Raw genomic sequence first — 21035 nt, 5'->3', positions numbered from 1 at the left:
GCTTTTATGCGTTGCTATGAGCCGCAGCGCTTTGGTTTGCAGACGCTTGATGCCGGACGTCCGGTTTTCTGTGTCGCATAGGGCAAACCGAAGAAGGGCATGATCGACCACCTCTTGCTTCAGGAGTTGATATGACGGTTCAGGGATTTTTTTCGGCCAAGGCCAATATGGCGAGCCGTGCCTATGAGATGCCGCGCATCGCCGTGATCGGCCGTGGCTTCTCGGGCATGATGATGGCGATTGCGTTGATGAAGACGGTGCGCTTCCCATTCCATCTGCAACTGTTCGATCCCAATTCCAGCGTGAGCGGCGGCCAAGCACTGGCCGCCGGAAACAGCAGCGAAATTCTCAACAGCCGTGTCCGCGATCTCTCGGTGTCCGCTGGCGACCCGGATGATTTCAATCAATGGCTCTGCGGCAATGCGCCTTTCCGTAGCGCGGTTCCAGCGGCCATACCGGGCTTTCTGCAGATCTTTGTGCCGAAGAGCATTTTCAGCGATTATGTCTATCAGCGTTTTTCAGAGGCTTTTTCGTCCCGTCGGGATGTGTCGGTGCAGGTGAGCGGCGATCTGGTTTTCGGTGTGCGCCGTACCCATGGCGGAGGGTTTCACGTCGATAGCGACGGGGCAGCCAATGCGCCGTTCGACATGGTGGTGCTTGCGACCGGATATGGCCTTGCCGATGAAACGTCGCCAGCCGGAGACATCGAAACACTGCCCACCACAGTGCGCGCGCGCCGGCTTGTTTCTCGGCCGCATACGATCCTCCTCGGCAGCGGTCTGCGTGTTGTCGACCGGCTGCTGCAAATGCGCGACAGCGGTTATACCGGGCAGGTTTCCATCGTCTCGCGGCGCGGTTTCCTGCCGCAGAGCCATACGCGCAACAATGCCGATCCCATCTTCCCAGCCGAGGAAATGCCCAATCAGCTCAGCGAGATCGTTCGTTTCATTCGCAGGGCATGTGAAGCTGCGGAAGGCGATGGCCAGAACTGGCAATCCATCATGAACGGATTGCGCAAGCATGCGCGCTCTCTCTGGCGTTCCTTGCCTGCGCGACAGAAGCAGCAATTCAACCGCCATCTGCGCGCGCTTTACGACAGCCATCGCAATCGTCTGCCCGAGGCGCTGCATCTTCGCTTGCAGCAGGAGCTGGCTGAGGGAAATACTTTGCTGCGACGAGGTCATGTCATTCAGCGGACACCAACGGGGCTGATTTTCCGTCCTGCCGGCCGGCAGGACACCGAGCAGCTTTATGCGGACGATGTGATCGACTGTCGATGCCAGGCGCCCGATCTCAATGCGCCGTTGTTGCGCAGTCTGATCGATACGGGGTTGGCGGTGCCGGATGAACTGGGGCTTGGCCTTGCGGTCGAGGCAACCGGCGCTCTTGAAGTTAATGGAAAAGCCACCGGCGCGCTTTTTGCCATCGGCCCGCTCGGGCTTGGCAGTCTCCCGGATATTGACCTCGTACCGGAGATCGTCACGCAGGCCTATGCCGCGGCCGAAAGCATGGCGGAACGCTTCCATCCCCGGTGCAAGGCGGTTTAGCACAGCCGACGATGATTGAGACAGAAAGCTCATGTCATCACCCTCGCAGAAGGGGTGATGTTGAGGCATAGTGATATTTGCTTGTAATGTGTAATGTAATAACGTAACTAGGTTTGAATTTAAGATTTCAGGATAGACGAAGCATCATGACATCGCCGTTGCCCGCCATCGGTTTCTGTGAGAAGAATGCAGTTGATGGTGCTGCCTTCGGAAAAATCCGGCCGGCGGCTGAAAAGGGAACACGGTGCGAATTACCCATCAGGGGTCTAAACCGTGGCTGCCCCCGCAACTGTAAGCGGAGAGTGCGTTCGCAGAATGCCACTGGCGTTATGCCGGGAAGGCGCGAACGGGCTGTGACCCGCGAGCCAGGAGACCTGCCATCGACGATATCAACCGCAACGGACGGGGTGTTCCGATGGAAATTCAGTGGTTGGGCAAGGGCGCATCTGCGTTCGCTGGCCCTATCTTGATTTTGCCTCCGGCTCGATCTCCGGGAGGCTTCTCATGGACAATGCGAAAGAGACAAGACACCGGATCACCGTGTGCACCAATTGCCGCCATGTCGGCAAGCCGTGCAGACCGGGCCTTGATCTTTTGACGCATCTTCAAGCTGCGCTGGCCCAGGCTGGCGATGCACTCTCCGACGACTTCAGCCTCGAGGGTAGCGTCTGCATGGCGGGCTGCGAGCGGCCTTGCACGGTTGCGTTTCAGGCAACGGCGAAGGCGACGTACCTCTTCGGTGACATCGAGGGCGATGCGGATATCGGCGCGCTCGTTTCCTTCGCGCAGCTCTATCGCGATCGGCCCGATGGGCTGACGCGCGAAAGCGAACGTCCAACGATGTTAGGCGGAAAGACCTTGGCGCGCATCCCGGCGGCTATTGTATCGGCCGAGCGCCAGCTCTCGCTTGTATTGCAGTAGGGGCAGACCATGCGGGAAGGAAGCGCAAGACTGGACGCAGAGGGCGTCACATGGGGTGCTCACAAGGGCATGCCCATCATCAGCAGCATCAGTCTGTCCGTCGATGCCGGCGATCGATTGGCGATTATCGGCCCGAACGGAGCCGGCAAATCGACGCTGTTGCGTTGCCTTTATCGTGGGGTCAAACCGCAGCGAGGCACGGTGCGCCTGGATGGCGTCGATCTCTGGTCCATCGGCCCGCGCCAGGCAGCGCAACGCATTGCCGTCGTCCCGCAGGAAACACCAAGCGATTTTCCCTTCAGCGTCCGTGACGTGGTTCTGATGGGACGCATTCCTCATCGCAAGGGCATGGCGCGCTGGAGCGACCATGATCACGAAGTGACGACTCAGGCGCTTGTGCGGCTGGAGTTGGCACCGTTGGCTTTGAGGCAATTCGCGTCGCTCTCCGGCGGCGAAAAGCAGCGCGCTCTGATCGCACGTGCCTTGGCGCAGGAGCCGGAGCTGATCATTCTGGACGAGCCGACCAATCATCTCGACATCCGCCACCAGCTTGAGATCCTCGAGTTGCTCAAGGGCCTTGGGCGGACCATTATCACCACGCTTCACGACATCAATCTTGCCGCCGATTTCGCCACGCATGTCGCCGTGCTCGATTGCGGCCGGCTGACGGGACATGGTCAGCCGACGGATGTGCTGACCGTGGAGCATATTTCTTCCGCTTTCCGGGTCGGGGCCAGCCTGCATCAACAGGCAGGTGGCGAGGCCAGGCGTTTTTCCTTTTCCCTTCGATAATCAAAACTTTGGAGTTATTGATGTTTTCGCGCATTTCCCTGTCCGCTGCCGCTTTGCTGTTTGGGACATTTCTCGCCGGTGCCGCATTGGCCGATCCCGTTATGGTGCGCAGCTGCAATCGTGACGTGACCTTCGACAAGGCGCCGGAACGGGCCGTTTCCAACGACGTCAATCTGACGGAGATGATGCTGGCGCTGAAGCTCCAGGATCGCATGGTCGGCTATACAGGCGTATCCGGTTGGAAAACGCTGGATGAGAAGCTGCGCGAGGGCATCAAGGAACTGCCTGAGCTGTCACCGAAATATCCGAGCAAGGAAGTGCTTCTCGGCGCGAATGCCGACTTCTATTTCGCCGGTTGGAATTACGGCATGAAGGTCGGCGGCGAGGTAACGCCGGAGACATTGGCGCCCTTCGGCATCAAGGTCTACGAATTGACGGAATCCTGCATCTTCGTCATGCAGAAGAACAAGCCGACCATGGACGACATGTTCGTGGATCTCATCAATCTCGGGAAAATCTTCCGCGTCGAAGACAGGGCGGAGGCGCTGGTTGCGGGCTATCGCAAACAGCTTGCGGAGATCCAGGCAAAGATCGGCAAGGTCGATAAGCCCACGCGGGTCTTTGTCTATGATTCCGGCGAAGAGAAGCCGTTTACCTCGGGCCGCTATGGCATTCCCACGGCGCTTATCGAAGCCGCCGGCGGCAGCAATGTGATGGACGATGTGGAAAAGAGCTGGACGGAGGTCTCCTGGGAGCCGGTGATCGAGAAGAACCCGGAGGTGATCGTCATCGTCGATTACGGGCAGGTGACGGCCGCACAGAAGATCGCGTTTCTCAAGGGCAATCCCGCCTTCAAGGCGATCGATGCGGTAAAGAACGATCGCTTCGTCGTGTTGCCCTATGTGGAGGCGACGCCAGGCCCGCGCAACATCGAGGCCATCGCGACGCTCGCCAAGGCGCTTCATCCGAGCGCAATGTAATCATCCGCAATGCAGATCCGTCCAATCGATCATTGGGCGGATCTCTTCTTTAAGATTGACGCATGCGCCTCAACCTCTTCATCCTCATTCTTCTCCTTGCCCTCTGTTTCATCCTGTCCGTGACCGCCGGCGTTTCGCTCGGCGCAGCGCCCATCCCCTTTTCGACGGTCTGGTCGATCGTCGGCAACAAGCTGCATTCAGGCGCATTTGTTGTCTCCTGGTCGCGCGGGCAGGAGAGCATCGTCTGGGATGTGCGCTTTCCCCGGGTCGTTCTCGCAGGATTGGTGGGGGCGGGGCTTGCCGTCACCGGCGCCGTGCTACAGGCGCTAACACGCAATCCGCTGGCGGACCCGCATCTTCTCGGCGTCTCATCGGGAGCGGCGTTCGGCGCTATTCTGGCTTTGCTGCACACCGGGTTGATCCTCGGTTTGCTGACGGTGCCGTTATTTTCTTTCGCAGGTGCGCTGCTCGCAACCGGCGCCGTCGGACTGACCATGCGTTTGACACGCTCGCAGTCGGCCGATCGGCTGGTGCTTTCAGGGGTCGCGGTCGCCTTCGTGTTCACCGCGCTCGGAAATCTCCTGATTTTTCTTGGAGATCCCCGGGCAACGAACACCGTCGTCTTCTGGATGCTTGGCGGGCTGGGTCTGGCGCAATGGCAGCATATCATCTATCCGGCGGCCGTCCTGCTCCTCAGTCTTGTTCTGCTGATCCCCAGAAGCAGGGAGCTAAATGCGCTCGCCATGGGCGACGAGACGGCCGCGACGCTTGGGATCGCCGTGACGCAGTTTCGTCTGCTTCTGTTCGTCACCACGGCTTTGCTGACGGGCGTGATGGTAGCCTTTTCCGGCGCGATCGGCTTCGTCGGGCTGATGGTGCCGCATTTTGTCAGGCTGATCGCCGGCAGCGACAATGTTCGTGTCGTCCCCTTGAGCGCCATCTTCGGCGCGCTGATCCTGATCTGGGCCGATATAGTGGCGCGTTTGATCATGGCACCGGAGGATATGCCGATCGGCATCGTCACCGGGCTTGTCGGCGGGATCGCCTTCATCCTGATCCTGAGACAGGGGCGGGCATGAGGCACACCATTGCAAACCTGCTTCATCAGCCTATCTTCGCCAGACGATAGCGGTCTTGAGCGGTGAAAGCGCCTGATAAGGGCTGGAAATGCCTTTGTGTCGCCTTTCTTTGTCTTACAAGGCGTGCGCGTAAAGACTATGAAATTTGCAATCACCCTCAGGACGACTCGGGGCCTCTTGTTCGGGGCGATCCGGATCCTCCGCTGACCTTGATCTATGCGCGACGAGGAACACTGCTTGCGGCCGTTGAAATTCCGTTTCCTTATTCTGTCCGTTTTTCTGCTGGGGCTGAGCGTTGCCGCGGCTGCCGTTCCGACGACAGATGGAGCCGCCTTCGCGCAGGATCAGCAGCAGTCCGCGCCGGCGCCAGCCGCTCAGCCGGCCGATCAGCAACCCCAGCCAGTTGCCAACGGTTTGCTGGAGGCTGTCGTTGCGGATCTCAACAAGGCAAAGAAGGATTATACGTCGCTTCATGACAGCGTGAAGCAGGGAGGCATGGACGACGAAGCCCTGGTGGCGCTTTCCGGTCAGTCCGATGATCTCAACCGGTCGGTCGCGGCCATTTCGGCGCGACTGAAGCCGCGCACGACCGAGATCGATGCCCGCCTGGCCCAGCTTGGTGCAGCGCCCAAGGAAGGGCAGCCGCCGGAAGCGGCGATCGTCTCTCAGGAGCGCGAACGTCTCAACGCCGAGCGCTCACAGATCAGCGCGCTTACGCTCGATGCCGATAGTCTGACGACGGAAACCAATCGGCTGTCGATGCAACTGATGGAAAAGCGGCGCAGGCTATTTACCGAGACGTTGCTGAAACGTACGGAAGTGTCCGTCAGTACGTTTCAGGATGCGGGCTCGGCGCTTGTCGATGAGAGCTTCCGGTTCAAAGATGCGGTGACGAGCTGGATCGGCTTCGCGGTGAAGGCAAAGCTTGGCTCGTTGCTGACCGCCGTCTTCCTGTCGATGGGGGCGGCCCTCATCTTCCTGTCGGGCGGATATCGTGTGTTTCGGCGTTATTACGTGCAGGATGAAACCATCGAGAATCCGGCCTATATCAGCCGCCTCTCGGTCGCGTTCTGGTCAACCCTCATCCGTACACTGTCGCTCGTCGCATTTCTGGTCACGTCGTTTTTCTTCCTGTCGAACTTCAACGTTCTGCGGCCGGATATCTCGCCGATTTTGGCGGCGCTCTTCGGTTTCATCGGCTTGGTCTATTTCGTCGGCCGTCTGAGCAACGCCGTCTTCGCACCGTTCAGGCCGCATTGGCGCCTGGTCAAGTTGTCGAACAAGGGTGCCCATTCTCTGACCTGGTGTCTGCAGGCCATGGCGGTGGTCAATGGTCTCGACTACGTTTTCGATCGCATCAGCGAATCCATGGGATCGCCTGTCGTCGTCACCGTGGCGAAGAGCTTTTTTGCCGCGCTGCTCATCGGATTGATCCTGATCGCGGCCTCGTTCGGTTCTCCGATGCTGGCCAAGAATGGCGATCCGGATGCGCCCGGACGTCGCTGGCCGCACGGCATGGCGATCATCCTTCGCGTTCTCGGCATTGTAGTCATCTTTATCTCGTTCATCGGCTATGTCGGTCTCGCCCGCTTCATGGCAACGCAGATGATCGTGACAAGCGCCGTTATCGCGACCATGTATCTCGGCTTCCAGCTCGGCAAAGCTGTCTCGAAACAGGGAGTTTTTGCCGAGACGATCATTGGCCGCTTTCTGCAAAGCAAGCTCAGGCTTGGAGATGTCGCCCTCGATCAGGGCGGTCTGGTCGCCGGTCTCGCCACCTATGCTGTCGCCCTGCTGACGGGAATTCCGCTGATTTTGCTTTCCTGGGGCTTCCACATTCAGGATCTCGAGGTCTTCGCTTACCGACTGTTCACCGAGATCAAGATCGGCAACATTTCCATCTCGCTGCTCGGCATCTGCGTCGGCATTCTGCTCTTTGCCGGCGGCTATCTGGTCACGCGCTGGTTCCAGCGCTGGCTGGACAGCAATGTCATGGCGCGCGGGCAGGTGGATCTCGGTGTTCGCAATTCGGTCAGGACCGGCATCGGCTATCTCGGCATCGCGGTTGCGGCGATCATCTCCATTTCCGCTGCGGGCATCGATCTGTCGAGCCTGGCCCTGGTTGCCAGCGCCTTGTCCGTCGGTATCGGTTTCGGCCTGCAGAACATCGTTTCGAACTTCGTGTCGGGTCTGATCCTGCTTGTCGAGCGACCGTTCAAGGTCGGCGACTGGATCGTGTCGGGGACATCGGAAGGCATCGTCAAGCGCATCTCGGTGCGTGCGACGGAGATCGAGACCTTCCGCAAGCAGTCGATCATCGTGCCGAATTCGGAACTCATCAACGCCTCGGTCGGGAACTGGACGCACCGTAACAGGCTGGCCCGCTCGGAAATTCCGGTCTCAGTGAGCTTCGATACCGATCCGCGCAAGGTCATGGAAATCCTTTTGGAGCTCGTCCGTTCCATCCCCAAGGTTTTGAGAAATCCCGAGCCGCATGTCGAATTCTTGCGCTTCGGCCCTTCGTCGCTCGATTTTGAAATGCGCTTTTATCTGTCGGATCTGTCCGACGGCATGGAAATCCGCAACAACCTGCGCATTGAGATCCTGAAGCGGTTCCGCGAGGAGGGAATTTCCATTCCCTATCCGCATCAGGAACTGCGCATCATTCGTGACGGCGCTCGTAATAGGCCAGCGGATGCAGCAAGCAGCCTGACGGAGTCCGCTGATGGCCCCGAGGCTGAGGATGGGCCTGCCGAAACCATCGTCTCTCCCGCTGATAGCGGAGCCGAGGCAAAGGCACCAAGCCGTCGCCGGGGACGATCGGTGGCCGAATGATAAGGCCGTTGCTCGGCTATCGATTGAGACAACTATAGCTGCAGATCTGGTTCAGTCTGCATGCGATGGTGTGCTGCACTCTGAAGATGTCGCCCCGACATGAGAAGAGCCGAAGGTGAATAGGCTTGCCGAAAGGCGAGGAGCTGACAGCTATTTCCTTCATCTTCGGGAAACCAGTCGATTTAACAAATATTCAAATGCTTTGTTCTAGAACAACTGTAGAGGAGCAATTTTCAAAAACAGGTTTTTATTATGCCATTTCTGGGTGTTTCTGGAATGCAATATTCCGGCGCTTCGCTTGCCGGCTCCCGCATTCTTCTGGTGGAAGATTCCAACCTCTTCACATCGATGATCGGCACGAGGCTGAGAGAGCTTCTGGATATCGATGTCGAGATCTGCCGAAATTTCGATGAGCTGCAGCTCGCCTACGACAAGTCATCCGAGCCGATCAAGCTCGCGATTTCCAACATGAACCTGCCCGGGGCTGAAAAGGGCGAGGCTCTGACCTATCTGCTCGATCTCAGCATCCCGACGATCGCCTTTACCGGCACGTTTCTGGAAGGCACGCGAGACGAACTGATTGCCAAGAATGTGGTCGATTACATTCTCAAGGATAACGTCTTTGCTGTCGATATGCTGGCGGAATCGATCTGCCGCTTCCTTACCAATCACCGCCATCACGTCCTGATCGTCGATGATAGCGCGACGGCACGGGCGTTGCTGTCGAGCCGATTGAAGCGCTACAATTTCCGGGTCAGCGTGGCCGAAAACGGTGCCAAGGCGCTTGAGCTGCTGAAGACCAATCCGGATATCGGTCTGATGGTTACGGATTACAACATGCCCGATATGGATGGTTTCGAGTTGACGCGGCGCATTCGGGCGACCCGCGGGTCGCATGAGCTGCGCATCATCGGCGTCTCGTCCTCCACCAACAGGCTTCTTTCGGCGCGGTTCCTCAAGGCCGGCGGCAATGATTTCATGTTGCGACCGTTCATCGATGAGGAATTCTACTGCCGCGTGAATCAAAATCTCGACACATTATTGCAGATCCAATCGGCTCGCCGAGTTAGGGAAGTGGCGTGAGATAATATGTGCGCGGCGGAGACAATGCGCATCAAATGTGAGGAATCGTCATTTTTTAGGTAAATACCTGCAATCTGTGGTTCCAATTTTTTACGAATCCTGTTCAGGATGCTGCCTGGGCAGTTTGACGAGATATAGCTGATTGAACGTTCGAGTGCCGGACGGCGTAGGAGGAATTGAAGGGAAATGGTGCTGCATGTGGGATCCCTGAGCGGTGGTGGAAGCTATCGCAATAGCGGCCAGAAAATACTTCTGGTCGAGGATTCGCGCATGTTTTCCGCCGTGCTATCGCACCGCTTCGAAGCGGAGCTCGGCCTGTCCGTGACCCATTGTTCCTCCCTGAAGATGCTGAATGAGGCACTTGCAGAGCCCGATCTCAGCTTTACCATGGCGGTGATCGACCTCAATCTTCCCGATGCTGCTCATGGCGAGGCGCTTGACGTCGCCGTCGCTCACAATATCCCGACGATCGTTTTCACCGCATCCTTCGATATGGCGACGCGTAGCCGCATCATGGAACGCAGCGTCGTCGATTACGTGCTGAAAGACAGCGAGTTCGCGCTCGATAATCTGGTTGCGGCCGTCCGACGGGCTATCGCCAATCGATCGACACGCGTATTGGTTGTGGATGATGTTCCGTCGGCTCGAAAGATGTTGACGGACATGCTGGAGGCGCAACAGTTCAAAGTCGCCGAAGCCAGCACCGGCGTCGAGGCTCTTGCGGTGCTCGAAAGCTTCGAGGACATCGAGGTCGTCGTGACCGACTACAACATGCCTGATATGAACGGTCATGAGCTGACCCGCCGCATACGCCATCGTTATGGGTCGGACCGGATGCGGATCATCGGGATCTCATCTTCGAACGACCGGCTGCTATCAGCGACCTTCCTGAAAGCCGGAGCCAGCGATTTCATCTACCGTCCGTATGTCCCGGAAGAATTGCAGTGCCGTATCGCATTGAATGTCGAGACGCTGACGCAATTGAAGCAATTGCGCGCGGCGGCGGCGAGCGATTATCTGACCGGCCTCTTCAATCGCCGCTATTTTTATGATCATGGGCCGCGGCTGGTGAATGAGTGCCTGCGCCGCCAGCGTCCGAGCTGCGTCGCGATCCTCGATATCGATCACTTCAAGAAGCTGAACGACACCTATGGCCACGAGATCGGCGATCAGGTGCTGAAAGCGGTTGCCGGTCGTCTGCATTCGCTGTTCGAAGGCAGCGGCAATCTGCTGTCGCGGCTGGGCGGCGAGGAATTCGCGATCCTCTTTACGGAAATGAACTCGCGGGCTGCGACAGCGCTATGCGACGAGGTTCGGTTGAGCCTTGCGGATCTAAAAGTCCATGCCGACGACGAGGAGCTGGCTGTCACCGTTTCCATCGGTGTTGCGGAGATCGTCGGTTATGAAGCCTTTGAGAACTATCTCAATGCTGCCGATCAGTTTCTCTACATGGCCAAGCACAATGGTCGTAACCAGGTCTATTCCGACTTCAAAATGACGGAACAGGCGGCCGAATAGGCCGCCTGCAAAATTCGCCTGTTCTTATCAGCTGAACTGATCAGACGACGATGCCGGTGCGGTTCGTCGACATGGTCAGCTTGCGCTCAGCGCGCTCCTGCTGGGGCGAGCGGTTGTAGAGTTCGCGATAACACTTGGAAAAGTGCGAGGCGGATACGAAGCCGCAGGCGACAGCCACTTCGACCACGGGCATGGACGACTGCACCAGCAGGTGCCGGGCGCGATCCAACCGGATTTCGAGGTAGTAGCGCGCCGGGGAGCGACCCATTTCCTGCCGGAACAGGCGTTCGATCTGGCGGCGCGACAGGCCGGCATCGTCTGCGATTTCCAGAAGCGACAGCGGCTCGGCGAGATTGCTTTCCATCAGCTCGATGATCGAAAGAACCTTGGCGTTCTGCACGCCGAGACGCGCGCGCAACGGCAGACGCTGGCGGTCGTGCGGGCTGCGCACGCGATCGGTCAGCTGTTGCTCGCAGACCCGGTTGACGAGGTTTTCGCCAAAATCCTGACCGATGAGGTTCAGCATCATGTCGAGCGATGCGGTGCCGCCGGCACAAGTGTAGAGGTTGCTGTCGACCTCATAGAGATCGGCATAGACTTCGGCCTGAGGGAAGGTTTCCGAAAAGCCCGGCAGGTTTTCCCAGTGAATGGCGCAGCGCTTGCCGTTCAGCAGGCCGGCCTGCGCCAGTACATGGGCGCCCGTACAGAGGCTTCCGACGGCAACGCCGCGATTGTAGGTTTCGCGCAGCCAGGCATTGACCGATTTGTTGTGAAACTCTTCGACATAGATGCCGGAACAGACCAGCACCATGTTGGGGCGGTTCTCGCCGCCGAGGAAGCGACGCTCGTCGGCGAGGGAAGAATTGACTTCAAGCCCGATGCCGCTGGAAGAATAGACCTTCTGGCCATCCGTGGAGGCGAGCCGCCATGTATAGGCGGGATAACCAAGCATGCGATTGGCAATTCGCAGCGTTTCGATTGCCGCGGAAAATGGCAGCATGGTGAAATGCGGAACGAGGAAGAAAACCAGGGAACGCGTCTTAATCGGAGTCTTGCTCATATCGTGAAAATCCATGCTCCAGGACCATTCCGTATTCCTTGCGTCAAATACGTCGGCTCGATGGTCTGTTAGCGACATTGGCATGGATAATCGCGGCCGCAAAGTGATATTTGCGTCGTTGGCGATAAATGCTGCATTGCAAGAGGAATGGGGAGGGATGGCAAGCAATCTGCCGGGGTCGTCAAATATAGAAGTGGGTAAATCTCAAGTTTAATCTGGAATGCGCGTTCAGATGCAAAAATGTTCAAAAGGCGACACTCGTCGGGGTTGAGCGTCGCCCTTAGAAATTACCATTCTGGTCGATCATCGCATGGCTTTCGAATTCTTGGTTTCATCCGCGGCCGGCCAACCCATGTCCTTGCGGACATCGTCTGAAAGGGATTCAAGCTCGCGAAGCGAACGCCACTGCTGCCAATTGTGCGCGATACGGGAAAGAAAAGGCACATAACTGCTGCCTGACGGAAGCGGATTCCGCGTCCCTACAGTGTGTCTTATTGATATCGTCGTCATGTTCAGGTTCCTTTCGGTGCTTAACACTCAAAAAGGTCGCGACCCTTGAGTGATAATATGAATGCGGCGCATTCATCAATCAAGCGAATAGATCTTATGCCTACTATTAGTATTTTTGAACGATTGCGTATTGGCGGGCTTGCGTTCAATAGCAGACAGGGTCCGATCCGGCGGCAGGCCCCGCGCGTTGACGTCGTCGATCAGATGCGCGGGGAAGCGCGCCACGATCTCGTCAAGCGTATGCTGTGCAGTCTTTTGGATCCTGCGGTCGTGCATGAGTGTCAGGAAGCGAGCGGTTTCATTCATTGCCGTGCCAGCCATGGTGTTTGCTCCTTTTCGGCGGCGTGTATCATTTTCAGTGGAGCTAATATGGCGCTTCGTTGACATTCAGACAAATGAAATGATATGGTGCTTAAATTCAGAAAAATTGAAGGTGTCGATATGACCGTACCGTTCCGCCGGCCCATACCGTTGCTTGACAATGAAGTTCTGCGGACCTTTGTGGCCATTGCCGAAACCGGTAATTTTTCCACCGCCGCCGATGCTGTTTTCCGCACGCCGTCAGCCGTTTCGATGCAGATCAAGAAACTCGAAGAGCAACTTGGCGTGACGCTTTTCCTGCGGGACGCGCGCTCGGTGAGCCTGACGCAGCACGGAGAGATGCTGCTCTCCTATGCGCGTAACATTCTGGCACTGTCCAACGAGGCCGTATCACGGTTCATCATGCCGGAACTCAGCGGCGTGGTGCGGCTTGGAGCGCCTGACGATATTGGCGAACGGCTGCTGCCGAGCATCTTGAAGAGCTTTTCCGAAAGCTATCCGGGCATCATGGTCGACGTAACGGTCGATATGAGCATCCAACTGAAGAAGCGCATTGAGGAGCAGCGGCTCGATCTGGCGCTCATCAACTGCGCCACGCGGCCTTTCCCGACGGAAGGTGAGGTGATCTATACCGAACGCCTTGTCTGGGCTGGCGCCAAGTGCGGCACGGCCTATCGCCGCGATCCGTTGCCGATCTCCATCTGGGAGGAGGGCTGCATCTGGCGTTCGGAGGCTATGGCGCAATTGGAGCGGCAAAAGCGACCCTACCGTGTCTCCTACCTCAGCGCTCACACAATGGCGCAACGCGCGGCCGTCGTTTCCGATCTGGCGATTGCGCCGTTCCCGCGATCCTATGTAACGGAAGATATGGAGATCCTTGGCCCGAACGAGGGCCTCCCGGAGCTCACCTCTTTCGACATTCGCCTGCTGACGGCGTCACAGATGACGGGGCCGATGAAGGCCGTGGCCGACAGCATTCGTCAGGCCTTCGTTGAGATCGGACGCAAGATGGCCGCGTAGTTCGCGGCCGTCTGTCTTTTACTCGCGGCTGCGACGCCGCCTACGGCCGCCACCTTCTCCGCCATCGTCCGAAGGCTGCTTGCGTTCGGGCAGCGTGACCACCTTCGAAAGTTCCGGAAAGCTGTCCACCTTGTTGGGCATGGCCATGGCGTAGACGAAATGCTCTTGAAACTTTGATTCAAGCGCCGTCTCTATCTTCTCGATTTTCCTGACGGTTTCCTCGATCTCGCGGCGATGCCCGCGATTGAGCAGCGCCATGCGCGCGCCGGTGCCAGCGGCATTGCCGACGGCCTTGACGTGCTCCAGCGAGCAGTCCGGGATGAGGCCGAGCACCATTGCATATTTGGGATCGATGAACGTGCCGAAGGCGCCGGCAAGGCCGATGCGGTCGACATGGTGGATGCCCTGCTTGTCCATCAGCAGCTTCACGCCGGCATAAAGCGCGGCCTTGGCGAGCTGGATGGCGCGGATGTCGTTCTGCGTCACCGTGATGCGTGGTTCGCCGTCTCGCAGCAGGTAGGAGTAGGTGCGCCCGTTCTGCAAAATACGGGGCGAGCGGGCACCCATCGCGCCATCGACCACCCCGTCCTCCGAGATCATGCCGCTCAGGAACATTTCGGCCACAACCTCGATGATCGCGGAGCCGCAGATGCCTGTTACGCCGATCTTGGCAGCGGCTTCCTCGAAGCCGGGTTCGTCAGACCATGGCTCGATGCCGATGACGCGGTAGCGCGGCTCCAGCGTGACGGGGTCTATGCGCACCCGTTCGATCGCGCCGGGTGCGGCACGCTGGCCGCTGGAAATCTCGGCGCCCTCGAAAGCCGGGCCGGTCGGCGAGGAGGCGGCGACCACGCGCTGGCGGTTGCCGAGCACGATTTCGGCATTGGTGCCGATATCGACCAGCAGCATCATCTCATCCTGGCGATGCGGTCCCTCGGCGAGCGTCGCTGCGGCCGCATCGGCGCCGACATGACCTGCGATGCAGGGCAGCATGTAGATGCGGGTTCCGGCATTCATCGGCAGACCGATTTCAGCCGACTTCAAATGCACAGCACCGGATACGGCAAGCGCGAAAGGTGCGCCGCCAAGTTCGGTCGGATCGATGCCGAGGAAGAGGTGGTGCATGATCGGGTTGCCGACGAAGACGGCGTTCAGAATATCCTCACGCGACACGCCGCCATCGGCGCACACTTTGTCGATCAGGCCGTTCAGAGCTTCGCGGACCGCATTGGTCATCGCCTCGCGTCCATCCGGGTTCATCATCACATAGGAGACGCGGCTCATCAGGTCTTCGCCGAAGCGGATCTGCGGGTTCGAAGCACCGGCCGACGCGACGGTTCGCCCCGAAAGCAGCGACGACAGATGCATGGCGATGGTCGTCGAACCGATATCGCAGGCAATGCCATAGGCTTCGTTCTTCAAGCCTGGATAAAGCGCGATGAGGCGAGGACGTTCGCTCTCCTGATCGCGATGGATGGCGGCGGTCACCTTCCACTCGCCTTTGCGCAGGATCGATTGCACCTGCGGGATAAGGTTAAAATCCACTTCGAGATTGTCGTATTTCCAATCCGCCGCGATTGCCGCCTTCAGACGGTCGAGATCGCCGAGCGGCTTGTGCATGTCGGGTTCCTCGACCTCGACGTAGCACATGTGCACGGCCGGATCGCGGGCAATGATGCGTTCGTCTGCCGCCTTGCGCACCACCTGCGCGTTGATGACGGTATCCTGCGGCACGTCGATAACGAGATCGCCCTGGATCAACGCCGAACAGGAGAGGCGGCGGCCCTCTGGCAGGTCGCGTACCTCGGCGTAGCGCTTTTCCTTTGGTCCGATCGGCGACAGGTGATCATTGGCCGATACGATCTTGTGTTTGGCGAAGTTGCCTTCCTGAACCGAGACCTGACAGCGGCCACAGGTCGCTCGACCGCCGCAGACGCTCTCGACGTAGACGCCCAGCTTGCGAGCAGCCTCCAGCACCGGCGTGCCCACCGGAAAGTGGCCGCGCTTGCCGGAAGGCATGAAAAGGACGAGGGGATTCGCGCTGTCGCTGGCTTCGGCCACGGATCAGTCTTTCTGTTTGCTAAGGCGGCGCACGTTCGAGCGAACGCGCTTGCTATATGGTTTGACGGCAGCGCGGGCGATCGAGTCGGCCGCCCGTTGCGTCGAGGTCTTCTTCCCCGTCGCGATTGCTGTCATTGCCGCTATATTCTGTTCAGCCATCGCCATGTTGGCGGCGATGACGCTTTCACTGGCTGCCGCCATCTTCTCGGTGATCATCCGGTTGAATTCGGCAGTGTTCACTTGGCCGCCGGTCATGGCCGTCATCCACATCTGCGACAGGCGCATGCCGATCACCATGGGGGCCTCGATCCATAGGGTGGCGAGGTCGTTGGAAAGCCGGCGGCTCGGATAGGTCATCGTTACTCCTTCGCAGCGCCGGCGCCGGTGCGGGCAGCACGGCCGCCGCGCCGGCCGCCACCGGCAGCGGGAGCGGCCGCAGTGGCAGCAGCGCCGCCCTCGGCTGGCTTGTAGTCGCGATAGGTCATGATCCAGTTGGTGCAATTGGCGTCCGTGCCGTTCAGCACGTTGGCTGCGCGCACAGCTTCCATTTCCTGCGGACGGCAGGGGTTCATGATGGCGGAGGTCATACCGGCGCCGATGACCATGGGAATGAAGCCGGCGTTGATGCCGTGGCGGTGCGGCAGGCCGAAAGAGATATTGGAGAGGCCGCAGGTGGTGTTGACCTTCAGCTCGTTGCGCAGGCGATGCAGCAGCGCAAATACCTGACGGCCGGCATCACCCAAAGCGCCGATCGGCATGACGAGCGGGTCGACGACGATGTCATGCGGCTTGATGCCGTGATCCATGGCGCGCTCGACGATCTTCTTGGCGACGGCGAAGCGCACATCCGGATCCATGGAGATGCCTGTTTCGTCGTTCGATATGGCGACGACCGGCACGTCGTATTTCTTGACGAGCGGCAGAATGGCTTCCAGCTTTTCCTCTTCGCCTGTCACCGAATTGACCAGCGGCCGGCCTTTGGCAACCTTGAGCGCCGCTTCGATGGCGGCCGTGACGGAGCTGTCGATCGAGAGCGGTACGTCGACCAGACCCTGCACGATCTCGAGCGTTTGTACCAGCAGGCCCGGTTCGGTCTCGTTCGGGTTGACCGAAGTCACGCCGGCGTTGACGTCCAGCATGGTCGCACCGGCCGCCACTTGTTCCAGGGCGTCCTTGATGACGGTATCGAAATTGCCTTCGATCATCTCGGCGGCGAGCTTTTTGCGGCCGGTCGGGTTGATGCGCTCGCCAATGACGCAGAAAGGCTGGTCGAAGCCTATGATGATCTCGCGGGTGGCGGAGGCAACGATGGTACGCGTCATATCTGATCCTCTGGTCAGTTGGCCCGATAGTTGGTCTATCGTGCGATGATTTGGGTTACAAGCCGGCCGGCTCCTCTACCGGGATCGACTGCGATCTATCGAAATCAATGTGTCTGCTGCGGCGTGTGGTGCGCTGCGAGCTCGGCCATTGCCTGCTGATTTTCTTCCCTGCCTTCGCTGATCTGGTGCAGCCGTTCGGCGACTAGGGCATCGGTACGGCTTGACTCGCGCTTCCATGGCTGACGGCCTTTCAGCACGCCGGAATCATGGACCATCTCGGCGACGTATTCTTCCTGCCGGTAGGCCATGACGTGAACGCCGGAAACACCCTCGATCTCTTTCACCTCGTTGATGATGTCGATGCAGAGCTGCTTGCCTTCTTTCTTCTGGTCCTGTGCGCCTTCGATGCGCTTGATGACCTCATCGGGAATATGGACGCCGGGCACATTGGAGCGCATCCAGCGGGCGGTTTTTGCCGAGGCGAGCGGGCCGACACCGACGAGAATGAAGCATTTTTCGGTGAGGCCGAGGTCGCGCACCTTCTTCATGTATTCGCGGAACATCGGCACGTCGTAGCAATACTGGCTCTGGACGAACTGTGCGCCGGCCTCGATCTTCTTTGCCAGCCGGTAGGGCCGAAAATCGTAAGGCGGAGCGAAGGGGTTGATGGCAGCGCCCAGAAAGACCTTCGGCGGCGATGTCAGCTTGCGGCCGGACAGAAATTTGGCGTTGTCGCGCATGACGCGCACGGTTTCAAGCAGGGACATGCAATCGAGATCGAAGACCGGCTTGGCGCCCGGCTGATCGCCCGCCTGCACGCCGTCACCGGTCAGGCACATGATGTTGCACACGCCCATGGCGGCAGCACCCAGCACGTCGCCCTGAATGGCGATGCGGTTTTTGTCGCGACAGGCGATCTGCATGATGGGCGCATAGCCCATGCGCGTCAGAAGGGCACAGATGCCGACCGAGGACATATGGCAATTTGCGCCGGAGGCATCGACCGCGTTGATGCCATCGACCCAGCCTTCGAAAATGGCGGCGCGCTCGTAGACGTCTTCGGCATTGGCGCTGTCGGGCGGGTTGAGCTCGGCCGTGACTGCGAATTCGCCGCGACGAAGTACGCGCTCCAGCCGTCCCAACGAATAGTGACCGGGCAGGGGATCGAGCGGCAGATGGACGCCAAGGGGATTTTCATCGATTTGCGACATCTGGTCAGGCTTCCTTTTTTGCGGCGTCGCGGGCCGCAGCTGCTTCCGCCGTGACGCGAAGCCACGACGAGGTTTCGCGCAGCGACTGGTTTACAGGCTTCTGCACCTTCAAAATCGCATCGCCCTCGCTCATGTTTCGCGAACCGTTCCAGGCCTGCACCCAGACGCAGGGCATATCGGGCTCCACCTCGCAATTGCCATTGGCGCGCACACCGCCGCAGGGGCCGTTGCGCAGCTGCTTGGGACAGTTCATCGGACAGGACATGCCCGTCGACGATAGCGCGCACTGGCCGCACATGCGGCAATCGAAGAGGAAGCCCTTCACATTGCGTTCGATAAAGGTGATCGGGCGCTCCACACGGTCGTAGCCGATCGACTTCCATAGCGGATGAAGCAGCAGGAAGGCATCGGCGAAGCGACGATAGAACCACTCGAAGAAACGTGAATGACGAACGGCCCACAGGCGGATCGTATATTTGCGGCGCGCGCGTCGGTTGGGGGAGACGCCGGCCGGCGTATAGGCGCCGCTGGCGGCTTTCGCCGCTGCGCCGGCATTGCCCGGCTTTGGGGCGGCATCAGCCATTGTCGCGGCCTCCGGCCTTGACCAATGCCACCAACCGCTCGCGATCATAGGCGCTTTCGAGCTCGCTTGCCGCTTTATCCGCCTCGGCCTCAAGATCATCGGAAACCGGCACGGGGTCGGCCTTGCGCCACTCGGCAAGATAGTCGTCGGTTTCGGCGGCGCCGGTGCGCATGGCACACATGTCGATCGCTTCGGTAAAGCGCAGCGAGAGCTCGCGTTTTGCCGTCTGCCTACCCTTCTTGATGATGACCTGGGCCGGGATATCCCGCCAGTAGACGACAATGCGATCGGCCATACACAAATCTCCTCTTCACGCAAAGAATGCACGCCAGCCTATCTCCGGACTGCGCTCGCCACGACGCCGCACATGCCAAAAAGCGACGCGGCATGAAAAGCATATCGGCACTAGCGGAAAAGCGCGCTATCCTTTGAGATTACCGGCTTTAAAAATTTGTTTGAATGCCCGTGATTTGTCCAGCGTGTCGGAACTGGCAAACCATAAGAATCTTGAAGCGACGATTATGTCGTAATCAGACAACAATCAGTTCGCGGGCGAGATCGCCGTAGCCGGTGAAACGGTACTCGTAGTCGAGCCCGAGATAGGCTGCGGCTTCGCGCGCCTTGGCTTGCAGCGTCGGATCTTCCTCCTGCGAGAGGTAGACCACCTTACGATAATTGCCGAAATACATGTCGCGCAGTTCCGGATGGCGATCCAGACCAAGCGGCACGATCACGAAGGCTTCGAACTGGCGCGCCAGAAAATCCGTCAGAAAAAACGAGGTGACGTCGTCATCTCGCGCCGCAAAGGCCTCGTTGCCGGTAAAGAAGGAATAACAGTGGGGACCGGATAGGCGCTCTATCCCCTCACGCTCGCAAAGTTTGTCGAGATCGCCGCCTGTGCCGCAATCGGCATAGCCGACAAAGATTTTCTCGAAACCGCGTGAACGGGCTTCAGCAATCGCCACCTCCAGGGCCGGAACGATCTTCTGCGGATAGGCATGGTAGATTGCCGGAAGACAGTGCAGATCGATGTGGTCGAGCCCGTTTATTCGGGTGACCGCCAGTATCTCGCGCGCGATTGCGCCGCACGCGATCACATGAACTTTTTCCGTTGTCATGCGTTTACCACGCGGAGGATAGGTCTCCGCCTTTTGTTTATCGATATCCACTCAGAGAGGGTTCCCGATCATGACTGCCTCGACATTCAGCAAAATTGCCACCGCCTGCGCAGTTCTCATGGTCCTTGCTTCATGCGCGAATACAATTCGCGGCGTGGGCAGAGACACTGCAAACGCAGTGAACGCCACCCAGGACGCCGGTCATACGGTCAAGAAGGCTGCGCAATAACAGATTTGGGATGCCGATAGGCCGGCGACAACCCTTTGGTTGCCGCCGGCGTAGTTATGTCGCAATCAGGCGCCGGCGGCCAGGCTGTTGTGCTTGCGCTTCATGAATTCCTTGGCTGTCTCGACAGCGACAGCTGCGTCACGGCAATAGGCGTCAGCGCCGACAGCCTTGCCGAACTCTTCGTTCAGCGGCGCGCCGCCGACGAGAACGACGTAATCATCGCGCAGGCCTTTTTCCTTCAGCGTATCGATGACAACCTTCATGTAAGGCATCGTCGTCGTCAGCAGGGCAGACATGCCGAGAATGTCGGGCTGCTCACGTTCGATCGCGTCGAGATAGTTTTCAACCGGGTTGTTGATGCCAAGATCGATCACGTCGAAACCGGCGCCTTCCATCATCATGCCGACGAGGTTTTTGCCGATGTCGTGAATGTCGCCCTTGACGGTGCCGATCACCATCTTGCCCAGCTTCGGAGCGCCGGTCATCGCCAGAAGCGGCCGCAGGATCGCCATGCCGGCCTTCATCGCATTGGCGGAAAGCAGAACTTCCGGAACGAAAAGAATACCGTCGCGGAAGTCGATGCCGACGATGCGCATGCCTTCGACAAGTGCCTGCGTCAGCACGTCGTAAGGGGTCCAGCCGCGATCGAGAAGGATCTGCGTTGCTTCCTCGATCTCTTCCTTCAACCCGTCATACAGGTCGTCATGCATCTGCTGCACGAGCTCTTCGTCAGAAAGTTCCGAGAGAATGATTTCGTCGTCAGACATGCGCTCCATCCCGTTTTCGTGCAATGCATCAGAGGCTTGTATAAAACACTGTCACTATTATCGATAGACCCGAAGGCC

The 21035-nt window shown here is 58.8% G+C and carries 20 protein-coding genes and 1 riboswitch; of the genes, 10 read left to right on the top strand and 10 right to left on the bottom strand.

The features are described from left to right. Positions 1-131: 131 nt before the first annotated feature. The 8 genes from HGP17_RS06230 to HGP17_RS06195 all read left to right on the top strand — a co-directional run bounded on the left by HGP17_RS06230 (position 132) and on the right by HGP17_RS06195 (position 10755). Positions 132-1547 carry an FAD/NAD(P)-binding protein gene (locus tag HGP17_RS06230; RefSeq protein ID WP_168806928.1) on the top strand — a complete coding sequence of 472 codons (1416 nt, stop codon included), beginning with the start codon at positions 132-134 and terminating at the stop codon, positions 1545-1547. A gap of 179 nt (positions 1548-1726) precedes the next feature. After that, positions 1727-1944: riboswitch (cobalamin riboswitch) on the top strand. A gap of 107 nt (positions 1945-2051) precedes the next feature. After that, on the top strand, positions 2052-2468 hold the full coding sequence (locus HGP17_RS06225; protein ID WP_168806926.1) for a DUF1636 domain-containing protein: 417 nt from the start codon (positions 2052-2054) through the stop codon (positions 2466-2468). Between the two features lie 9 nt (positions 2469-2477). Then, positions 2478-3260, top strand: coding sequence for an ABC transporter ATP-binding protein (locus tag HGP17_RS06220; protein ID WP_168806924.1), 783 nt, complete (start codon positions 2478-2480; stop codon positions 3258-3260). A gap of 20 nt (positions 3261-3280) precedes the next feature. After that, a complete protein-coding gene (locus HGP17_RS06215) occupies positions 3281-4240 on the top strand; it encodes an ABC transporter substrate-binding protein (protein WP_168806922.1) in 960 nt (319 codons plus the stop codon). A gap of 62 nt (positions 4241-4302) precedes the next feature. Next, positions 4303-5319: an iron ABC transporter permease gene (locus HGP17_RS06210; protein WP_168806920.1), complete on the top strand. Its 1017-nt coding sequence runs from the start codon at positions 4303-4305 to the stop codon at positions 5317-5319. Positions 5320-5565: 246 nt separating this feature from the next. Next, the gene (locus HGP17_RS06205) at positions 5566-8154 is read left to right on the top strand and encodes a mechanosensitive ion channel family protein (protein WP_205925880.1); all 2589 of its coding nucleotides are present in this window, start codon (positions 5566-5568) and stop codon (positions 8152-8154) included. A 252-nt stretch (positions 8155-8406) separates the two neighbouring features. Next, entirely contained in the window at positions 8407-9237 is an 831-nt protein-coding gene (locus HGP17_RS06200; RefSeq protein ID WP_168806916.1) for a response regulator, read from the top strand. Positions 9238-9423: 186 nt separating this feature from the next. Then, on the top strand, positions 9424-10755 hold the full coding sequence (locus tag HGP17_RS06195; protein WP_168806913.1) for a diguanylate cyclase: 1332 nt from the start codon (positions 9424-9426) through the stop codon (positions 10753-10755). Between the two features lie 40 nt (positions 10756-10795). Here the strand turns inward: HGP17_RS06195 and HGP17_RS06190 are convergent, their stop codons facing one another. Both HGP17_RS06190 and HGP17_RS06180 read right to left on the bottom strand, forming a co-directional pair. Further along, positions 10796-11815, bottom strand: a complete 1020-nt coding sequence (locus HGP17_RS06190) for a GlxA family transcriptional regulator (protein ID WP_348648886.1) — start codon at positions 11813-11815, stop codon at positions 10796-10798. A 585-nt stretch (positions 11816-12400) separates the two neighbouring features. Further along, positions 12401-12646, bottom strand: a complete 246-nt coding sequence (locus HGP17_RS06180; RefSeq protein WP_168806899.1) for a hypothetical protein — start codon at positions 12644-12646, stop codon at positions 12401-12403. 120 nt (positions 12647-12766) lie between these two features. Here HGP17_RS06180 and HGP17_RS06175 point away from each other — a divergent pair, with 120 nt between their 5' ends. Continuing rightward, on the top strand, positions 12767-13666 hold the full coding sequence (locus tag HGP17_RS06175) for a LysR family transcriptional regulator (protein WP_168806897.1): 900 nt from the start codon (positions 12767-12769) through the stop codon (positions 13664-13666). An 18-nt stretch (positions 13667-13684) separates the two neighbouring features. On the opposite strand, the gene HGP17_RS06170 is transcribed toward HGP17_RS06175, so the two are convergent. From HGP17_RS06170 to HGP17_RS06140, 7 genes are all read right to left on the bottom strand, one after another. Continuing rightward, entirely contained in the window at positions 13685-15685 is a 2001-nt protein-coding gene (locus HGP17_RS06170; RefSeq protein ID WP_168808120.1) for an ASKHA domain-containing protein, read from the bottom strand. A gap of 45 nt (positions 15686-15730) precedes the next feature. After that, positions 15731-16084 carry a hypothetical protein gene (locus HGP17_RS06165; RefSeq protein WP_168806867.1) on the bottom strand — a complete coding sequence of 118 codons (354 nt, stop codon included), beginning with the start codon at positions 16082-16084 and terminating at the stop codon, positions 15731-15733. Positions 16085-16086: 2 nt separating this feature from the next. After that, positions 16087-17049 (bottom strand): methyltetrahydrofolate cobalamin methyltransferase, encoded by a 963-nt coding sequence (locus HGP17_RS06160; protein ID WP_168806865.1) that lies wholly within the window; start codon positions 17047-17049, stop codon positions 16087-16089. A 104-nt stretch (positions 17050-17153) separates the two neighbouring features. Continuing rightward, complete coding sequence (locus HGP17_RS06155) at positions 17154-18260, bottom strand: methylenetetrahydrofolate reductase (protein WP_168806863.1); 1107 nt, start codon at positions 18258-18260, stop codon at positions 17154-17156. A 4-nt stretch (positions 18261-18264) separates the two neighbouring features. Next, complete coding sequence (locus HGP17_RS06150) at positions 18265-18843, bottom strand: methylenetetrahydrofolate reductase C-terminal domain-containing protein (protein ID WP_168806861.1); 579 nt, start codon at positions 18841-18843, stop codon at positions 18265-18267. Beyond that, positions 18836-19138 (bottom strand): virulence factor, encoded by a 303-nt coding sequence (locus HGP17_RS06145; RefSeq protein WP_168806859.1) that lies wholly within the window; start codon positions 19136-19138, stop codon positions 18836-18838. Before HGP17_RS06145 ends, HGP17_RS06150 begins: the two co-directional genes overlap by 8 nt. A 235-nt stretch (positions 19139-19373) precedes the next feature. After that, on the bottom strand, positions 19374-19961 hold the full coding sequence (locus HGP17_RS06140) for a DUF1638 domain-containing protein (protein ID WP_168806858.1): 588 nt from the start codon (positions 19959-19961) through the stop codon (positions 19374-19376). Positions 19962-20031: 70 nt separating this feature from the next. On the opposite strand from HGP17_RS06140, the gene HGP17_RS33500 reads away from it, so the two are divergent. Further along, positions 20032-20190 carry an entericidin gene (locus HGP17_RS33500; RefSeq protein WP_168806856.1) on the top strand — a complete coding sequence of 53 codons (159 nt, stop codon included), beginning with the start codon at positions 20032-20034 and terminating at the stop codon, positions 20188-20190. A gap of 65 nt (positions 20191-20255) precedes the next feature. Here the strand turns inward: HGP17_RS33500 and HGP17_RS06130 are convergent, their stop codons facing one another. Further along, on the bottom strand, positions 20256-20957 hold the full coding sequence (locus HGP17_RS06130; RefSeq protein WP_168806855.1) for a B12-binding domain-containing protein: 702 nt from the start codon (positions 20955-20957) through the stop codon (positions 20256-20258). Between the last annotated feature and the right edge of the window lie 78 nt (positions 20958-21035).

The sequence above is a fragment of the Rhizobium sp. P38BS-XIX genome (assembly GCF_012641435.1).
In the GTDB taxonomy this organism is placed as follows: domain Bacteria; phylum Pseudomonadota; class Alphaproteobacteria; order Rhizobiales; family Rhizobiaceae; genus Rhizobium.
Note: the sequence above shows the minus strand (reverse complement) of the source record. Positions and strands in the feature narration are given on the sequence as shown.

Excerpts from the sequence above, each read along its gene's own strand:
- HGP17_RS06230 (WP_168806928.1), top strand. The coding sequence starts at position 132 with ATGACGGTTCAGGGATTTTTTTCGGCCAAGGCCAATATGGCGAGCCGT.
- HGP17_RS06225 (WP_168806926.1), top strand. The coding sequence starts at position 2,052 with ATGGACAATGCGAAAGAGACAAGACACCGGATCACCGTGTGCACCAAT.
- HGP17_RS06220 (WP_168806924.1), top strand. The coding sequence starts at position 2,478 with ATGCGGGAAGGAAGCGCAAGACTGGACGCAGAGGGCGTCACATGGGGT.
- HGP17_RS06215 (WP_168806922.1), top strand. The coding sequence starts at position 3,281 with ATGTTTTCGCGCATTTCCCTGTCCGCTGCCGCTTTGCTGTTTGGGACA.
- HGP17_RS06210 (WP_168806920.1), top strand. The coding sequence starts at position 4,303 with ATGCGCCTCAACCTCTTCATCCTCATTCTTCTCCTTGCCCTCTGTTTC.
- HGP17_RS06200 (WP_168806916.1), top strand. The coding sequence starts at position 8,407 with ATGCCATTTCTGGGTGTTTCTGGAATGCAATATTCCGGCGCTTCGCTT.
- HGP17_RS06195 (WP_168806913.1), top strand. The coding sequence starts at position 9,424 with ATGGTGCTGCATGTGGGATCCCTGAGCGGTGGTGGAAGCTATCGCAAT.
- HGP17_RS06190 (WP_348648886.1), bottom strand. The coding sequence starts at position 11,815 with ATGAGCAAGACTCCGATTAAGACGCGTTCCCTGGTTTTCTTCCTCGTT.
- HGP17_RS06180 (WP_168806899.1), bottom strand. The coding sequence starts at position 12,646 with ATGGCTGGCACGGCAATGAATGAAACCGCTCGCTTCCTGACACTCATG.
- HGP17_RS06175 (WP_168806897.1), top strand. The coding sequence starts at position 12,767 with ATGACCGTACCGTTCCGCCGGCCCATACCGTTGCTTGACAATGAAGTT.
- HGP17_RS06170 (WP_168808120.1), bottom strand. The coding sequence starts at position 15,685 with ATGCCTTCCGGCAAGCGCGGCCACTTTCCGGTGGGCACGCCGGTGCTG.
- HGP17_RS06165 (WP_168806867.1), bottom strand. The coding sequence starts at position 16,084 with ATGACCTATCCGAGCCGCCGGCTTTCCAACGACCTCGCCACCCTATGG.
- HGP17_RS06160 (WP_168806865.1), bottom strand. The coding sequence starts at position 17,049 with ATGACGCGTACCATCGTTGCCTCCGCCACCCGCGAGATCATCATAGGC.
- HGP17_RS06155 (WP_168806863.1), bottom strand. The coding sequence starts at position 18,260 with ATGTCGCAAATCGATGAAAATCCCCTTGGCGTCCATCTGCCGCTCGAT.
- HGP17_RS06150 (WP_168806861.1), bottom strand. The coding sequence starts at position 18,843 with ATGGCTGATGCCGCCCCAAAGCCGGGCAATGCCGGCGCAGCGGCGAAA.
- HGP17_RS06145 (WP_168806859.1), bottom strand. The coding sequence starts at position 19,138 with ATGGCCGATCGCATTGTCGTCTACTGGCGGGATATCCCGGCCCAGGTC.
- HGP17_RS06140 (WP_168806858.1), bottom strand. The coding sequence starts at position 19,961 with ATGACAACGGAAAAAGTTCATGTGATCGCGTGCGGCGCAATCGCGCGC.
- HGP17_RS33500 (WP_168806856.1), top strand. The coding sequence starts at position 20,032 with ATGACTGCCTCGACATTCAGCAAAATTGCCACCGCCTGCGCAGTTCTC.
- HGP17_RS06130 (WP_168806855.1), bottom strand. The coding sequence starts at position 20,957 with ATGTCTGACGACGAAATCATTCTCTCGGAACTTTCTGACGAAGAGCTC.